This window comes from Bradyrhizobium sp. HKCCYLRH3061, assembly GCF_051168015.1.
Taxonomy (GTDB): Bacteria; Pseudomonadota; Alphaproteobacteria; order Rhizobiales; family Xanthobacteraceae; genus Bradyrhizobium.
In genome coordinates, this window is the sequence record NZ_JBNPUE010000025.1 from 23,378 (window position 1) to 39,483 (window position 16,106).

Here is a 16,106-nt window from a genome sequence, read left to right on the forward strand (position 1 = left end):
CGGCGCGCTTCTCCATTGCGGTCGGTTGCGGAGTCAGGACCGGTAGTCGCCGTTGATCGCGACATACTCCTTGGTCAGGTCGCAGGTCAGCACACGGTCGCGGCCCTTGCCGAGACCGAGCGCAACCTTGATCTGCACCTTCTGCGCCTTCATCGCCTCGGAGACTTCCGCCTCGTCATAGGACGGATCGCGCGCGCCCTTCGAGGCGACGCGGATGCCGTTGAACGAGATCGAGAGCTTGTCGCGGTCGGCCGGCTCGCCGGCCTTGCCGACCGCCATCACGACGCGGCCCCAATTGGCGTCCTCGCCGGCGATCGCGGTCTTGACCAGCGGCGAGTTGGCGATCGACATCGCGATCTTGCGCGCCGACGGCTTGCTCTTGGCACCCTCGACGATGATCTCGACCAGCTTGCGCGCGCCTTCGCCGTCGCGGGCGACCTGCTCGGCGAGGTCGGCCAGCACGGCGTTGAATGCCTTGACGAACGCTTTCGCGCGCGGGTCGCTGGCGCGGCTGATCTTCGGTGCGCCCTTCGCCGCGGCGGCGCCGGTGGCAAAGGCGAGCAGCGTGTCGGAGGTCGAGGTGTCGCCGTCGATCGTCACCGCGTTGAAGGTGTCCTCGACGCCGGCCTTGAGCAGCGCCTGCAGCGCCGGCGCCGTGATCGGCGCATCGGTGAAGATGAACGACAGCATCGTCGCCATGTCCGGCGCGATCATGCCGGCGCCCTTGGCCATGCCGTTGATCGTCACCCTGGCCTTGCCGAGCTTGACGGTGGCGGTGGCCACCTTCGGGAAGGTGTCGGTGGTCATGATGGCGCGCGCCGCGCCCATCCAGTCCTCGGGCGCCGCGGTGCCGGCGAGGCCTTCGAGCACGCCGTCGAATTTGGTCGCATCCAGCGGCTCGCCGATCACGCCGGTCGAGGCCAGGAAGATCTCGTCCTGCTTGCAGCCGACCGCCTTGGCGGCGATGGCCGCCGTCAGCGCCGTCGACTGCTTGCCGGTCTTGCCGGTGAAGGCGTTGGCGTTGCCGGAGTTCACCACCAGCGCGCGCGCCTTGCCGCCCTTCAGCTTGGCCCGGCACCATTCGACCGGCGCCGACGGGCATTTCGACAGCGTGAACACGCCGGCCACCGTGGTGCCGGGATCGAGCAGCACCAGCAGCACGTCGGTGCGGTTCTTGTAGCGGATGCCGGCCGCCGCAGTCGCGAGCTTGACGCCGGCGAGCGCCGGCATGTCGGGGACATCGGTGGGGGCGAGCGGGGAGACGGCTGAGGACATCGGAGAGGCTTCCGGCAGGGATGAGCGGGAAGCGCTCTGTATCATCTCAGCCAATGATACGGGAGAGGCTTGCAACTCCCACGGTGTCATCCCCGCGAACGCGGGGATCCATAACCACAGGATTTAGTCGTGATCCGCGGTATCGGCCGCATGCCCGTTTCAGGCATCACGCGGTATGGGTCCCCGCGTTCGCGGGGACGACGCTGTTCATGACGTGAGTATGTCGCGTCTCAAGCCAAGTGGCGATGCCGCTTACTTCTTCGCCGGATCGGCCGGCTTTGCATCGGCGGGCTTGGCATCCGCCGGCTTGGCCGCGTCGGTCGCGGCCGGCTTGTCCAGGCGCTCGATCTTGGCGGCCTCACGCAGCTTGCCGACGTAGTCGGCCTGGGCCTTGCGGGTGACGTAGGTCTCGATCTGGCCCTTGACCTGGTCGAACTCCGGCGGCTTGCGGCTGCGCTTTTCCTCGACCTTGATGACGTGCCAGCCGAACTGGGTCTTCACCGGATCGGAGATCTTGCCCGGCTCCAGCGAGAAGGCGACGTTGGCGAATTCCGGCACCATCTGCTCCTTGGTGAAGAAGCCGAGGTCGCCGCCGTCCGAGGCGCCGGGATCCTTGGACTTCTTCTTGGCGAGCTCGGCGAAATCGGCGCCCTTGGCGAGCTCGGCCTTGACGGCCTTGGCCTCGTCCTCGGTCTCCACCAGAATGTGGCGGGCGTGGACCTCCTGTTCACCGCCGATCTGCTTGGCGGCCTCCTCATAGACCTTCTTCATCGCGTCCGGGGTGGTCGCGGCCTTGCCCTCGGTGGCGAGCAGGCTGTCCATCAGCAGCCGGTTGCGGGTGAAGGCGAGGCGCTTCTTGAACTCCTCGGTGTCGGCGACCTTCTTGTCCTCGGCCGCCTTGGCGACCAGCTTCATGTCGATCAGGAACGACAGCACGTTCTCGTCCTTGGTCGCCGGATCCATCTGCGCGAGGCTCTGTCCGAGCTCCTCCTCGGCGAGCGTCACGTCGCTCTTGCGGATCTCGGCGCCGTTCACCTTGGCCAGCACCGGGTTGGCATCGTCGGCGGCGCGTGCGGGCGCGGCAAGCAGGGACAACGCGAGACTTCCGGCGAGAGCGGTGGCAAGGCCGAGGCGCAGGCCGGTTTTCGTAACCGGGAACGACGTGGTCATGGAAAATCCTTGTTGAGAAGAGGGGGCTCGAGGGGGAGGCCTCAGGGCGGCCGGGACACTCGCCCAATCGCCGGGCCTTGGCAACGCGAAAAGTCTGTCAATTTCGTGAAATCGGCGACATGTTGGCGGCGACGGCCCGCCGTCGGGCGCCGTTGACAACGTTCCCCCCCAGCCATATCTCTCCCCGGTCGCTTCAAGGGCGATAGCGCTTATTTTGCTGCGTTTTTGGCCGTTGAACCCTGGTTTGCCTGTCTCCCACTCATCTGGCGGACGCCGCCCGGCGCCGAAGGTCGAGGCTGGCGCGGGTGCTGCGGTGCATCACGTCGGGAACAGCAAACCCAAACCACGAGTTACGGCTGCTACGCAGACCCCATAGAGGCAGGATTTCAGCAATGATCGGCGCGCTCGCCCGTAAGCTATTCGGCTCCGCCAACGACCGTCGCGTCAAGGGCTACCAGTCCCGTGTCAACGCCATCAACGCGCTGGAGCCGGAGCTCGCCAAGCTGACCGACGAGCAGCTCAAGGCGCGCACCGAGGAGTTCAAGACGCAGCTCGCCGACGGCAAGACCCTCGACGATATCCTGGTCCCGGCCTTCGCCACCGTCCGCGAGGCCTCCAAGCGCACCCTCGGCCAGCGCCATTTCGACGTCCAGCTGATCGGCGGCATGGTGCTGCACGAGGGCGACATCGCCGAGATGAAGACCGGCGAAGGCAAGACGCTGGTGGCGACCCTCGCGGTCTACCTCAATGCGCTGGCCGGCAAGGGCGTCCACGTCGTGACGGTGAACGACTACCTCGCCCGCCGCGACGCCGGCTGGATGAGCCAGATCTACGGCTTCCTCGGCCTGACCACCGGCGTGATCGTGCACGGCCTCGACGATGCCGAGCGCAAGGCGGCCTATGCCTGCGACATCACCTACGGCACCAACAACGAATACGGCTTCGACTACCTGCGCGACAACATGAAGTACCGGCTGGAGGACATGGTCCAGCGCGGGCACTATTTCGCGATCGTCGACGAGGTGGACTCGATCCTGATCGACGAGGCGCGCACGCCGCTGATCATCTCCGGCCCGCTCGACGATCGCTCGGAGTTCTACAACACCATCGACACCTTCGTGCCGAAGCTCGACAAGACCGACTACGAGGTCGACGAGAAGCAGCGCACGGTGACGCTCACCGAAGCCGGCATGGAGAAGATCGAGACCCTGCTGCGTGACGCCGGCCAGCTCAAGGGCGACTCGCTCTACGACGTCGAGAACGTCTCCGTCGTCCATCACATCAACCAGGCGCTGCGCGCACACACGCTGTTCACCCGCGACAAGGACTACATCGTCCGCGACGGCGAGGTCGTGATCATCGACGAATTCACCGGCCGCATGATGCCGGGCCGGCGCTATTCGGAAGGCCTGCACCAGGCGCTGGAAGCCAAGGAGCATCAGCCGGTTCAGCCCGAGAACCAGACGCTGGCCTCGATCACCTTCCAGAACTACTTCCGCATGTACGCCAAGCTCGCCGGCATGACCGGCACGGCCGCCACCGAGGCCGACGAGCTGTTCGACATCTACAAGCTCGAGGTGCTGGAGATCCCGACCAACCTGCCGGTCGCGCGTCTCGACGAGGATGACGAGGTCTATCGCACCCAGCAGGAGAAATACGCCGCGATCCTCGCCGAGATCGAGCGCGCGAATTCGCGCCTGCAGCCGGTGCTGGTCGGCACCGCCTCGATCGAGAAGTCCGAGGTGCTGGCCGCCTACCTGAAGCAGCACGGCTACAAGCAGATCGATTTCGGCAGCGAGCGCGCGCTCGACAAGCTCTATGCGGCGGCCCGTGCCGGCAAGCCCGCAAAACTGTTCGCGGTGCTGAATGCGCGCTTTCACGAGCAGGAAGCCTATATCGTGGCGGAAGCCGGCGTGCCCGGCGCGATCACGATCGCGACCAACATGGCCGGCCGCGGCACCGACATCAAGCTGGGTGGCTCCTTGGAGATGCGCATCCAGCAGGAGACCGGTGGCATCACTGATGAGGCCGAGAAGGCCGCCAAGATCGAGCAGATCAAGGCCGATATCGCCCGCTTCCGCGAGATCGTGCTGAAGGCCGAGGAGACGGTCGAGATCGAGCCGGCCAAGGGCTCCAAGCCCGCCAAGACCGTGACCAAGCCGGGCGGCCTCTACATCATCGGTTCCGAGCGGCACGAATCCCGCCGCATCGACAACCAGTTGCGCGGCCGCTCAGGCCGTCAGGGCGACCCCGGCCGCTCCAAGTTCTTCCTGTCGCTGGAAGACGATCTGATGCGGATCTTCGGGTCCGACCGGCTCGACAGCATGCTGACCCGCCTCGGCCTGAAGGAAGGCGAGGCCATCATCCATCCCTGGATCAACAAGGCGCTGGAGAAGGCGCAGCAGAAGGTCGAGGCGCGCAACTTCGACATCCGCAAGAACCTCCTGAAGTTCGACAACGTCCAGAACGACCAGCGCAAGGTGATCTTCGACCAGCGCGTCGAGCTGATGCAGGACGAGAGCGTCGTCGAAACGATCACCGACATGCGCCATGCCTTCATCGACGATCTCGTCAGCAAGCACGTGCCCGAGCATGCCTATGCCGAGCAGTGGGACGTCGCCGGCCTGAGGGAGGAGCTGAAGCGCGTGCTCGACCTCGACCTGCCGGTCGATGAATGGGCGAAGGAAGAGGGCATCGCCGACGAGGAGCTGCTCAAGCGCATCGAGACCCACGCCGATGAGCGCATGGCCGCCAAGGTCGCGCAATGGGGCCCCGACGTGATGCGCTACGTCGAGAAGACGATCCTGCTGCAGACGCTGGACCATCTCTGGCGCGAGCACCTGGTGATGCTCGATCATCTGCGCCAGGTCATCGGCCTGCGCGGCTACGGCCAGCGCGATCCGTTGCAGGAGTACAAGTCGGAAGCCTTCACGCTGTTCGAGGCCATGATCGCGCATCTGCGCGAGGCCGTCACCGCGCAGCTGATGCGGGTCGAGATCGTGCCGCCGGAGGAGCAGCAGCAGGTGCTGCCGCCGATGCAGGCGCACCACGCTGATCCCAACACCGGCGAGGACGAGATGGCCTTCGCCAACGTGTCGCTCGTGCCGTCGTCAGGTGCAGCTCCGGTCCCGGCCGAAGCGCGCAACCCGAACGATCCCGCCACCTGGGGCAAGATCGGCCGCAACGAGGACTGCCCCTGCGGCTCCGGCAAGAAGTACAAGCACTGCCACGGGAAGTACGCGTAGGCGCGGGTCTGCGCGCGGCGGTCTCTCCATTGTCGTTGCGAGCGAAGCGAAGCAATCCAGAGTCCCGCCCGCGACTCTGGATAGCCTCGCAGCGCTCGCAATGACGCTGTTCATCGAGCTGTGTGCCGAACCCACCGCCGTCATCCCGGCGAACGCCGGGATCCATAACCGCAGGCCGGCGTGCTTGCGCACACTGCTCGCTCCAGCATGCCGCCTCACACCTGCTGGCAGCATGGGGCTGAGATCAGCGCACGGCGACGCGCGCGTGATGCTGTGCTTACGAGCGGCCGTGCTGCGTCCAGCCCGACGTCCACTTTCGGATGCGCGCGGCGGAGCGTTGCAGGTTGCCGGCCTTGAGCTCGCCGGAGCAGACGGCGGCGGTCAGCGCGCGATTGATCTCGCGGCCGACGTCGGAGGTCTGATCCGCGTCGCTCAATTTGGTGAACATGATGATATCCGCGCCCGCCTTGACCGCGTCGATGGCGGCGGCGGCCGGCGGCTTGGCATCGAGGATGGCTTTCATGGCGAGATCGTCCGTCATCACCACACCGTCGTAGCCGAGGTCGCGGCGCAGCAGGCGATCGATCGCATGTCCGTCGCTCTGGGTGGCAACGCCGCCCCATCGCCGGGAATTGGCCAGATGTCCGACCATGATCGCCCCGGCGAGCCCTCGCCTCATCAGCCGCCGGTACGGCTTCAACTCTGCCGGTGACCAGGTGGTTGTGACGTCGGCAATGCCGGCATGGCTGTCGGCGGTCGATGATCCATGCCCGGGAAAATGCTTGAGCACCGTCAGGATGCCTTTTTTTCGGTGCGCCTGGATGAACGCCGCCGCATAGCGCACGACGGCGTCGGAGTCGGCCCCATAGCTGCGTTGCCGCTGCCCGATGACCGGGTTCGACGGGTTGGTGTTGAGGTCCACCACCGGCGCGAGATTTATGTTGATGTGCAGCGTCGCGAGCTTCTCGGCGAGCGCGGTGTAAGCGCTTCGCGCCGCCGTGATGGAGCCGCGAGCGACCTCTGCGGCCGACGGTGTTTCCGCAAGGCCGACATTCGATCCGAGCCGCTCGACCGAACCTCCTTCATCGTCGATGGCGATGAACGGAGGAGACGCGCATTTGCATGATCGGATCCGGTCGATCATCGCGGTGAGATCGTCCGATGTTCCGACGTTGCGGCCGAGGATGACGACGCCGCCGATCAGCCCCTCCTCGAGATCGGACAGGACTTGCTGAAATCCCGGATCCGATGTCTTGGTCCCGAAGAAACCGGCCATGATCATCGGGCCGACCAGTTGCGCGGTTGCCGGTCTCTTGCTGCAGTCGGCAGCAAGGCCGGTCTGACCCGTCAGCGTCAGGAATGCGGCCGCCAGGGACCGTCGACCAAATCGTCGGAGCATGGCGATCCCCGCTTGGCGGCTGTTTCGGCGACTCAGGTTCACCGGTTCAGATCACGTCGCTGACCGCAGGCCTCAGATCGTCGCCAGACCGCCGACCTTTGCCCCTTCCGCAATCGTCCGCGGCGCCGCGTTCAGCTGCTCGATCGCAAAGCCGGCCGCCTTCTTGTAGCCGGCCATGAACGCGTCGCGTTCGGCCGGCGGGATCACGTCATCGATATCGGTGAACGTCCCGCCACAACGCTCGTCCACCAGATTGAGCAGGCCGAACGGTCCGGCGCCGCGGTTGCGCAGGATGACCTGCGAGATCGGGGCGCACAGTTTCTCGTCATAGGCCGCGAGCGCGGCGGGCGTCACGCCATGCACCAGCAGGCAGGCGCCGAGCACGCGCGCGTCCACGATCGCCTGGCTGGCGCCGTTGGAGCCGGTCGGATACATCGCATGCGCGGCGTCGCCCATCAGCGCCACGGGGCCGTCGACCCAGGTCGAGACCGGATCGCGGTCGATCATCGGGTTCTCGTAGGCGCCGTCGGCGCCGGCGATCAGCGCGGGCACGTCGAGCCAGTCGTAGGTCCAGCCGGCAAAGTGATGCGCAAACTCCTGCACCGGCACCTGGCGGAACCAGCCGGTCTGCTTCCAGCCCTCGGTGTTGTCCATCGTCACTTCCGCGATCCAGTTGATCAGCGCCAGCCCCGTCTTCGGGTCAGGATGCGAGATCGGATAGACCACGACGCGATGGCGGTGGGTGCCCAGCCCGACGAAGGACGAACCGGTGCGCATCGGCTTCGCCCGGGTGACGCCGCGCCACATCACCGCGCCGCCCCAATGGATCGGTGGCTGCGTGGGGTGCATCTGCGCCCGGATCGCCGAGTGGATGCCGTCGGCGCCGATCAGGAGCCGCCCGCGCCGCTCGGAGCGCGAGCCGTCGGCATGCTCGACGCGGGCCATCACCGACCCATCGGCATTCTTGTCATATCCAGTGACGCGGCTGCCGAGCCGCACGGCGTCGCGCCCGGCACGCTCCACCAGCCGGCTGTACAGCAGCATGTGCAGCTTGCCGCGATGCACGGCATATTGCGGCCAGTCGTAGCCGGCGGGCAGGCCGCGCGGCTCGGAATAGATGTCGTTGCCGTTCAGCCCGACCAGCGCCCATTCCTTCGCGGGGACGCCGACCTGGTCGAGATCGGCAGCGCCGATGCCGAGGTCGTAGAGCTCGCGCACCGCATTGGGCTGCAAATTGATGCCGACGCCGAGCGGCCGCATCTCGCGCACGCTTTCATGGACGATGCAGGGCACGCCGATCTGCTGCAGGGTCAGCGCCGTCGCCAGGCCGCCGATGCCGCCGCCGGCGATGATGACAGGGAGGTCGGTCATGGGCATGGTCCTGGGCATGGTCCGTCGCGCGTGAACTCGGGAAACAAGGTTCGAAGAACGGCCAAGGGGACGCGGGCGCGGCACTGCAGCGCGCGCGGATCGCCTCCCCTCGATCCACGGCCGGCATTGTCTGCCGGTCTGAAGGGAAAAGGCCTAGTTCAGAAGGCCGGCGGAGACAAGGGGAATGGGCAATCCGCGCCGCCGTGGTAGGCTGGTGCCATGCGACACTCATTTTTTTTCTGCCTTTGGGCGGCTCTCCTGCTGGCCGGCGTCGCGAGCCCGGCGCTGGCCTTCGATATCGAGGCTCACCGCGGCGGGCGCGGCCTTTTTCCGGAGAACACGCTGCAGGCCTTTGCAGCATCACTGCTCTGGCGTGTCGATACGCTCGAGCTCGACGTCGGCGTCACCCGCGACGGCGTCCTCGTGGTGTCGCACGAGCGGCGGCTCCATCCCGACCTCGCGCGTGACGCGGCCGGCAACTACGTTGCGCCGCCCGGACCGCTCTTGATCGAGTTGCCGTTGGCCGATGTGCAGTCCTACGATGTCAGTCAGATCCGTCCCGGCAGCGACTACGCCAAGCAGTTTCCGGAGCAGCAGGCCCCGTCCGGCACGAATCCTTCGGTACGGCGAATTCCGACGTTGAAGGAGGTCATCGACCTCGTGCGGCGCGCAGGCAACGAGCATGTGCGTCTCAACATCGAGACCAAGCTCGATCCTGCTTTTCCTGCGGAGGCGCCGGACCCGCAGCGGTTCGTGACTTTGCTGCTCGATCTGATCGATACAGAGCAGTTCTCGGGCCGGGTCATGATCCAGTCGTTCGACTGGCGCACCCTGCAGCTGGTGCAGCAGCGCGCGCCCGCCATTCCAACCGTGTATCTGACGATACAGCACGGCAAGGCGCCGAACGTGTCGCTGACCCAGGCGACGCGCTGGACCGCAGGCTTTGACCCCGCCGATCACGGCGGCTCGCTGCCGCGGACGATTCACGCGGCGGGTGGCAAGGTGTGGTCGCCCTACTTCGCCGACATCACGCCGGAGCTGATCGGCGAAGCGCATGCGCTTGGGCTGAGCGTCGTGGTGTGGACCGTTAACAAGCCCGAGGACATGGCGCGGCTCATCGATGGCGGTGTCGACGGCATCATTTCAGATCGTCCGGATCTGTTGCGTTCCGTCGCCATGCAAAAAGGTCTGGTGAAGCTGCGTGGTATGCTGCATCTGCACTCCTCCGAACCGAAGCCGCCAGCCAAGTGATCGTGGCCAACGACCTTGCAGGGGCATTCCGCGGCAAGTCCTCTTGGCAATCGCGGAGCGCTTTGCCGGGAGGACTCGAATCCGGAATCGTGAGCTGAGAACGCGAAGACCATCTCGTCATTCCGGATTCGTCGCGACTGCGGGCGGTCGGCGAGATTGAGCCGCTCAGCTCAACCCATCACCACCTCATGCCGGATCACGAACGGCGCCAGCAGCGTGTGCACCTCGTTCGCGATCGCCTCGCGGCTCTCCGCCGGCACGTTGCGCAAGGTCACCATCGCGATGCTGCCGTGGCTGCCATGTGGGCCGACCTTGACGCTGCAATCGACGCCGCGATCCGTGAGCTGCTTCAGTACGCCTGTGAACACCCGCGTCGCGGCGTCCCAGCGCAGTTGCGGCTTGAACACCTTGCCCACACCCGTGACCGGCATCGGATCGATCGGGATGATCTGCACCGGCACCGCGGCACGCTCGGGCGTGCGGGCGCGCACCCAGTCCTCCAGCTCGCCCGGCTGCACGCTCGCGCCCGGCTTGAGCTGGACATAGCCGATCGGCAGTTCACCCGCGTAGGCGTCGGGCTGGCCGACCACCGCGGCGAAGCCGACGGCGGGATGCTGGAACAGGATCTCCTCGATCGGCGCCGGATCGATGTTGTGGCCGCCGCGGATCACGAGATCCTTGGCGCGGCCGGTGATCCACAGGAAGCCGTCGGCATCGAGCCGGCCGAGATCGCCGGAGTTCACCCAATGTCCCTGGACGAAGGCGCCCTTGTTGTGGACGTCGTCGAGATAGCCGGAGAACACGCCGGGCCCGGCCATGATGACGACTCCGATCTCATCCGGTGCGCAATCGCGCTCGTAACGGCCATCGGCGTCGAGCTTGACGATCCGCACCTTGGCGTAAGGCAGGGGCAGGCCGACCGAGCCGAGCCGGATCGGCTGGTCCGGATAGGCCATGGTGTGCACGCTCGCGGTCTCGGTCATGCCGTAGACTTCGATCACCGGCAGCTTGAGCTTGTCCATGATCGCCTGTCCGACCGCGACCGGAATCGCCGAGCCGCCGCCTGCGGCGTAGCGCAGGCTGGAGATGTCGGCATCGCCCTGCGGCACCGCGAGCGTCGCCGCCAGCACGGTCGGCACGCTCGACAGCGTCTCCGGCTTGAAGCGCTCGACCAGGCCCCAGATGTTGCGCACCGCGTTCGGATTGCGCCAGCCGGCGCCGGAGAGCACGACGAGGCAGCCGCCCGCCGACAGCGTCTGCAGCGCCTGGGTCAGCGATCCCCCGACATGAAACAGCGGCATGCCGAACAGCAGGGTGCCGCCGGGCTTGGCCTTCAGGATCAGGTTGACGCCCCAGGCCTGATAGACCTGATTGCCATGGCTGTGGCGCACCAGCTTCGGCGTGCCGGTGGTGCCGCCGGTGTGGAAATAGGCGGCGGTGTCGCTCGCCTTGATCCGCCGGCCGCTGACCAGATGATCGCTCGGCTGCGGCCCGATCAAATCGTTGAAGGCATGAATGCCGTTGGCAGGATCACCGCCGCCGCCATGCACCTGCACGATCGCCTTGAGGTGCTTGAGGCCGCCGCGCACCTTCTCCACCTTCTGCCAGATGTCGGTGCCGGGCAGGGGACCGAGCGCCACCAGCACCTTGGTCTTGGCGGCATCGAGAATCTCGGCGATCTGGTGCGGCTCGAGCAGCGGATTGACCGGGTTGGCGATGCCGGCCGCCTCGGCGCCGAACAGCGTGACGAACGCGTCCGGCACCAGAGGCAGCATGAAGCTGACGACGTCGTCGGGGCCGACGCCGAGCGCATGAAACATGTTCGCGGCCTGCGTCACCCTGGCGACGAAGTCGCGATAGGAGATCACGACCGGCGTATCGGCGGGATCGGCATTCTGCAGAAACTGGATCGCCGGCGCGTCCGGATTGGCAGACGCGCCGCATTTCAGCGCCTCATAGGTGCTCCGCGCGGCGATGCGTTCATCATACGGCGTCTGCTCGAAGGCGCGGATGTCAGCGGTGCTGGCGAATGTCGGATAGTCGCTGCCGATGGCGCGATCGAGCAGATGAATGCCCATGGCCTGTCCTCCCGGTGTCGTGTCCTCGTCCGGCCGATGCGGCCGGTGATCGCGCGCGGGCTCTGTGGCCCGTTTGTCGCGATCGCGAGAGGACAGGATGAGCGAGGATTCGTCTTGCGTCTATCCCGGTATGATTGGGGACTCCGGGAGAATTGTCGCAGCAACGCTGCGCTGCAGCGTTAGTTGGGGAGAAGCGCGCTGTCGCTCACCCGGATCGAGCCCCGCCATGCGCTGTGCGATACAGCGCCCTCTCCCACAAGGGGAGGCGGCGCACTAACGCGCACCGCGAATCGATCGTTCAAGCAGCGCCTCCTCAGCTCGCCGCGTCGATCAAATTCTCGAGCAGCCGCTTCAGCTCGCCGGTGGCCTTGTCGCCATAGTTCTCCAGGATGTGCGCTTCCTGGCTGGCCGCCAGCGAGTTCAGCCGCTTGCACAGCGCCTTGCCATGGTCGCTGATGAACATCAGCACCTTGCGGCGGTCGTGGGCGTCCTGGCGACGGTAGACCAGCGAGTCCGACACCATGCGGTCGATCATCTTGGTCAGGGTCGGGTGGTTCAGCAGCACCGCGTCGGCGAGGTCGCCCATCGAGTGTCCCTCGCCGTCCGAGAGCACCTTGAGGATGCGCCACTGCTCGACGGGCACGCCTTCCGTGCTGAGGCGCGATTCCAGCTGCCGGTTGATCTCCCGGTTGGCCTGCGCGAGCAGATAGGCGAGATGTTCGGTGAGGGGGGTGTTGGGATGGGGCGGTTTGGCCACGATGAACTTCGCTTGCGGTCCCGGCTTGAATGAATGTCCGGCAGTTGCTGCCCGATCTATATGCATCCCAATTCTTGAACATTCAACATTTTCGAATAGGATATTTGCCGAACGCGTGCTGATTTTGACGGCGTATGACCGCCGGCCCACAATGGGCCAGACACGGTTGCGGCCAAGGAGTGGGTGTGCTCTCGACAGGATCCGTCACGGCCGGGCGTCTCGGTCTGCCGCCATCCCTGCTGTTCAGGAGCCCGCCCCGGCGGGCCGGCCTTCCTGCACTCGCCCCCTTCGATCCCGACCATCTCCAGCGGCGCGGCTCCCGGAGCCGGCTGCGCATCGGCAACTTCCTCACCTTCTCCGGCTCGCCCGGCATCTGGGGGCCGGCCGCGACCAACAGCGCGCTGCTGGCGGTGTCCGAGATCAATCGCCGCGGCGGCATCCTCGGCCGCGAGATCGAATTGTCGTTCTACGATTCCGGCGGCCCGGTGGCCGAGGTGGCCGAGCGCGCCAGGGATGCCCTCGAATTCGACGATATCGACGTCGTGACGGGCTCGCATATCAGCGCGGTCAGGCTGGCGCTGCGCCGGCTCACCCGCGGCCGCATCCCCTATGTGTATACGCCGGTCTATGAAGGCGGCGAGCGCACGCCCGGCGTGATGGCGATCGGCGAGACGCCGCACAGCCAGACGCGCCCTGCCATCCACTGGCTGGCGGAGAACAAGCGCGCCCGGCGCTGGTACCTGATCGGCAGCGACTATGTCTGGCCGTGGCAGTCGCATCTTCAGACCAAGACCTACATCACCGAGGCCGGCGGCCAGGTGGTCGGCGAGGAGTTCGTGCCGGTGGGCGAGGATGATCACCAGGCGCATCTGGCGCGCATCCGCGCCGCCCGGCCGGATGTCGTGCTGGTCTCGCTGATCGGCACCGACAGCATCACCTTCAACCGCGCCTTCGGCGAGTCGGGCCTCGCCGCGACCACGCTGCGTCTCGCCGGCGCGGTGGACGAAACGGTGCTGCTCGGCATCGGCGCCGACAACACCGAGAATCTGTATACCTCTTCCGGCTATTTCAGCTGCATCGGCTCCAAGGCCAATGACGCGTTCATGAGCCGCTACACCGCCATGTTTGGCGCCCAAGCGCCGCCGGTCGGATCGGTCGGCCAGTCGAACTACGAGGGCCTGCGCTTCCTGAAGGCCGCCGCCGAGCGCGCCGGCTCGCTGTCCCTGCGACCGCTCGCTGCCGCCGGCCGCAACATCGTCTATTCCGGCGCGCGCGGCGAGGTGACGATCCGGCAGGGCCGCGCCGGCATGGCGATGCATCTCGCCGCGGCCGACGGGCTCGATTTCAAGATCATCCGAACTTTCTGAGACGTCCGCCTGCTCAGGCAGCCGCAGCGCTCTTGGCAGGCGCGCGCGCCGGCGCTGTCGGCACGTCGCGGATCATCCGGCTGATCGCCTCCTGCGGCATCGGCTTGCCGAACAGGAAGCCCTGCACGCTGCTGCAGCCCTCCTCGCGCAGGAAGGCGAGGTGCTGCTCGGTCTCGACGCCCTCGGCCAGCACGGGGATGTTGAGGCTGCGCCCGAGCAGCAGGGTCGCCTTGACGATCGCCGCGGCGTGCACGCTGGTCTCGACCGACTGGATGAAGCTCTTGTCGACCTTGATCTTGTCGAACGGAAACACCTGCAAGGTCGACAGCGACGAGTAGCCGGTGCCGAAATCGTCCATCGCCACCGTGACGCCGATGGCCTTCAGCGCCTGCATTACCTGTAGCGCGTGCTGGCGGTCGGCGATGATGCCCGTTTCTGTCAGCTCGATCTCCAGCCGCTCCGGCGCCAATCCGGTCTCGCGCAGCACCTCGGCGACGCGCTTCGGCAGGTCGTGGTTGAGCTGCATCGGCGCGACGTTGACGGCGACCTTGAACGGCTGGCTCCAGCTCGCGGCGGTGGCGCAGGCGGTGCGCAGCACCCAGTCGCCGATGTCGACGATCAGCCCGGTTTGTTCGGCCATCGGAATGAAATCGTTCGGCGGCACGCGGCCCTTCACCGGGTGATTCCAGCGCAGCAGCGCCTCGAAGCCGATGATGCCGCCGCTCTGCGTGTCGTTCTGCACCTGGTAGTGCAGCTCGAACTCGTTGCGCACCAGCGCGCGCTTGAGGTCGATGGCGAGCTCGGCGCGGCGCCGGCTGGCCTCGTCCATCGACGGCTCATAGGTGCAGATCTTGCCCTGGCCGAGACTCTTGGCGCGGTACATCGCGAGGTCGGCGCGGGTGAGCAGCTCGTCGGCGGTGAGGCCGTGGTCGGGATGCAGCGCGATGCCGATGCTGCAGCCGACCGAGAGGCTGCGTTCCTCCCACTCGACAGGCGCCAGCACCAGCGTGCGCATCCGCTCGGCGAACTTCGCCGCCTCGGTGCGCGCGAAGATCTCGCTCTTGACCGCGACGAACTCGTCGCCGCCGATCCGCGCCAGGAACTCGCCGGGCTGCAGCGTCGATGCAATACGCTGAGCGATCATCGTCAGCACGGCATCGCCCGCGGCATGGCCGTGCGCGTCGTTGATGTCCTTGAAGCGGTCGAGGTCGATCGCGAGCACCACCAGGTGCGCCGTCTCGTCGCCGTCGGTCAGCAGCGGCGCCAGCCGATGGCCGAGGCCGTTGCGGTTGGGCAAGCCGGTCAGCGGATCCTGCAACGCGAGCTGCCGATAGCCTTCGACAGCCTCCTGCGCCGCCTGCAGATCGATCATATAGGCCGAGGCGGCCATCGCCATGATCAGGCCGATGCCGGTGACGATGCTGATCAGCATCACGCTGTCGGACAGCGATTGCACGGGCGCGTCGATGCCGGCCATCGGCGCCAAGGTCAGCGCAGCCATGCCGGTGAAATGCAGGCTCAGGATCGCGAGCACCATCGCCAGCGAGCTGCCATATTTGCAGAACCGCGTGACGGGACGGGCGATGCGGTTGGCGGCGACGGCGCCGAAGCCCGTCGCCAGCGCGACCGAGAGCCAGATCGCCGGCGCGTGCCAGGTTCGGATGCCGTCGAGATTGAGCGCGCCCATGCCGGTGTAATGCATCGCGGCGATGCCCAGCCCGAACACGGCGCCGCCGGCCTCGATCAGCGGGCCGCGCTGCGTTCGCGTGGTGATGAAGAAGCCCAGCCAGGAAAACACCACGGCGAGGCCGAGCGAAGCGAACGTGAGTCCCGCCTCGAACGAACGGTTGCCGGATGCGTCATAGCCGAGGATGGCGGCAAAATGCGTCGTCCAGACCGTGCCGCCGGCGACCAGCCCGGCCAGGAACAGCAGATGGAAGCGTCGCAGGCCGGTGTTGCGGCGGACGCGCGCCAGCAGCCGCATCGACAGCAGGGAGCCGAGCACGCAGACCAGCAGCGCGGCGGCGACGTAGCGCAGATCATGATCGGCGGGCAGGCAGGACAGAATCGTCAACATCGGCAATTTACCTCACGCAGCCAGCTACGCTCCGCGGCGGGACGGGTTTTGGCGCGCGCGGAATCGCGGTTAGCGAAGCGTCAACGCGGGCAGCACCTCTGCCCGCGCCGAGTCAT

The 16,106-nt window shown here is 66.6% G+C and carries 10 protein-coding genes; 3 read left to right on the forward strand and 7 right to left on the reverse strand.

Annotation, left to right across the window (positions count from 1 at the left end):
- Window positions 1-33: 33 nt before the first annotated feature.
- Together argJ and ACQR2C_RS29860 are read right to left on the reverse strand one after the other, a co-directional pair.
- Window positions 34-1,275 carry a bifunctional glutamate N-acetyltransferase/amino-acid acetyltransferase ArgJ gene (gene argJ, locus ACQR2C_RS29855; protein WP_434882722.1) on the reverse strand — a complete coding sequence of 414 codons (1,242 nt, stop codon included), beginning with the start codon at window positions 1,273-1,275 and terminating at the stop codon, window positions 34-36.
- A 252-nt stretch (window positions 1,276-1,527) separates the two neighbouring features.
- Window positions 1,528-2,445, reverse strand: a complete 918-nt coding sequence (locus tag ACQR2C_RS29860) for a peptidylprolyl isomerase (protein ID WP_434882723.1) — start codon at window positions 2,443-2,445, stop codon at window positions 1,528-1,530.
- A 392-nt stretch (window positions 2,446-2,837) separates the two neighbouring features.
- Between ACQR2C_RS29860 and secA the strand changes: the two genes are divergently transcribed.
- A complete protein-coding gene (gene secA, locus ACQR2C_RS29865) occupies window positions 2,838-5,690 on the forward strand; it encodes a preprotein translocase subunit SecA (RefSeq protein ID WP_434846549.1) in 2,853 nt (950 codons plus the stop codon).
- Between the two features lie 277 nt (window positions 5,691-5,967).
- Here secA and ACQR2C_RS29870 read toward each other — a convergent pair whose 3' ends face one another.
- Together ACQR2C_RS29870 and ACQR2C_RS29875 are read right to left on the reverse strand one after the other, a co-directional pair.
- Window positions 5,968-7,089, reverse strand: a complete 1,122-nt coding sequence (locus ACQR2C_RS29870; protein ID WP_434882724.1) for a glycoside hydrolase family 3 N-terminal domain-containing protein — start codon at window positions 7,087-7,089, stop codon at window positions 5,968-5,970.
- 72 nt (window positions 7,090-7,161) lie between these two features.
- The gene (locus ACQR2C_RS29875) at window positions 7,162-8,460 is read right to left on the reverse strand and encodes a flavin-dependent oxidoreductase (RefSeq protein ID WP_434882725.1); all 1,299 of its coding nucleotides are present in this window, start codon (window positions 8,458-8,460) and stop codon (window positions 7,162-7,164) included.
- A 219-nt stretch (window positions 8,461-8,679) separates the two neighbouring features.
- Between ACQR2C_RS29875 and ACQR2C_RS29880 the strand changes: the two genes are divergently transcribed.
- A complete protein-coding gene (locus ACQR2C_RS29880; RefSeq protein WP_434882726.1) occupies window positions 8,680-9,711 on the forward strand; it encodes a glycerophosphodiester phosphodiesterase in 1,032 nt (343 codons plus the stop codon).
- A 170-nt stretch (window positions 9,712-9,881) separates the two neighbouring features.
- Here the strand turns inward: ACQR2C_RS29880 and ACQR2C_RS29885 are convergent, their stop codons facing one another.
- Window positions 9,882-11,789 carry an acyl-CoA synthetase gene (locus ACQR2C_RS29885; RefSeq protein WP_434882727.1) on the reverse strand — a complete coding sequence of 636 codons (1,908 nt, stop codon included), beginning with the start codon at window positions 11,787-11,789 and terminating at the stop codon, window positions 9,882-9,884.
- A gap of 313 nt (window positions 11,790-12,102) precedes the next feature.
- Window positions 12,103-12,546 (reverse strand): MarR family winged helix-turn-helix transcriptional regulator, encoded by a 444-nt coding sequence (locus tag ACQR2C_RS29890; protein WP_315735215.1) that lies wholly within the window; start codon window positions 12,544-12,546, stop codon window positions 12,103-12,105.
- 185 nt (window positions 12,547-12,731) lie between these two features.
- Between ACQR2C_RS29890 and ACQR2C_RS29895 the strand changes: the two genes are divergently transcribed.
- Window positions 12,732-13,913, forward strand: a complete 1,182-nt coding sequence (locus ACQR2C_RS29895; protein WP_434882728.1) for a substrate-binding domain-containing protein — start codon at window positions 12,732-12,734, stop codon at window positions 13,911-13,913.
- A gap of 13 nt (window positions 13,914-13,926) precedes the next feature.
- On the opposite strand, the gene ACQR2C_RS29900 is transcribed toward ACQR2C_RS29895, so the two are convergent.
- The gene (locus tag ACQR2C_RS29900) at window positions 13,927-15,990 is read right to left on the reverse strand and encodes a putative bifunctional diguanylate cyclase/phosphodiesterase (protein ID WP_315800604.1); all 2,064 of its coding nucleotides are present in this window, start codon (window positions 15,988-15,990) and stop codon (window positions 13,927-13,929) included.
- Window positions 15,991-16,106: the final 116 nt, after the last annotated feature.

Excerpts from the sequence above, each read along its gene's own strand:
- argJ (WP_434882722.1), bottom strand. The coding sequence starts at position 1,275 with ATGTCCTCAGCCGTCTCCCCGCTCGCCCCCACCGATGTCCCCGACATG.
- ACQR2C_RS29860 (WP_434882723.1), bottom strand. The coding sequence starts at position 2,445 with ATGACCACGTCGTTCCCGGTTACGAAAACCGGCCTGCGCCTCGGCCTT.
- secA (WP_434846549.1), top strand. The coding sequence starts at position 2,838 with ATGATCGGCGCGCTCGCCCGTAAGCTATTCGGCTCCGCCAACGACCGT.
- ACQR2C_RS29870 (WP_434882724.1), bottom strand. The coding sequence starts at position 7,089 with ATGCTCCGACGATTTGGTCGACGGTCCCTGGCGGCCGCATTCCTGACG.
- ACQR2C_RS29875 (WP_434882725.1), bottom strand. The coding sequence starts at position 8,460 with ATGACCGACCTCCCTGTCATCATCGCCGGCGGCGGCATCGGCGGCCTG.
- ACQR2C_RS29880 (WP_434882726.1), top strand. The coding sequence starts at position 8,680 with ATGCGACACTCATTTTTTTTCTGCCTTTGGGCGGCTCTCCTGCTGGCC.
- ACQR2C_RS29885 (WP_434882727.1), bottom strand. The coding sequence starts at position 11,789 with ATGGGCATTCATCTGCTCGATCGCGCCATCGGCAGCGACTATCCGACA.
- ACQR2C_RS29900 (WP_315800604.1), bottom strand. The coding sequence starts at position 15,990 with ATGTTGACGATTCTGTCCTGCCTGCCCGCCGATCATGATCTGCGCTAC.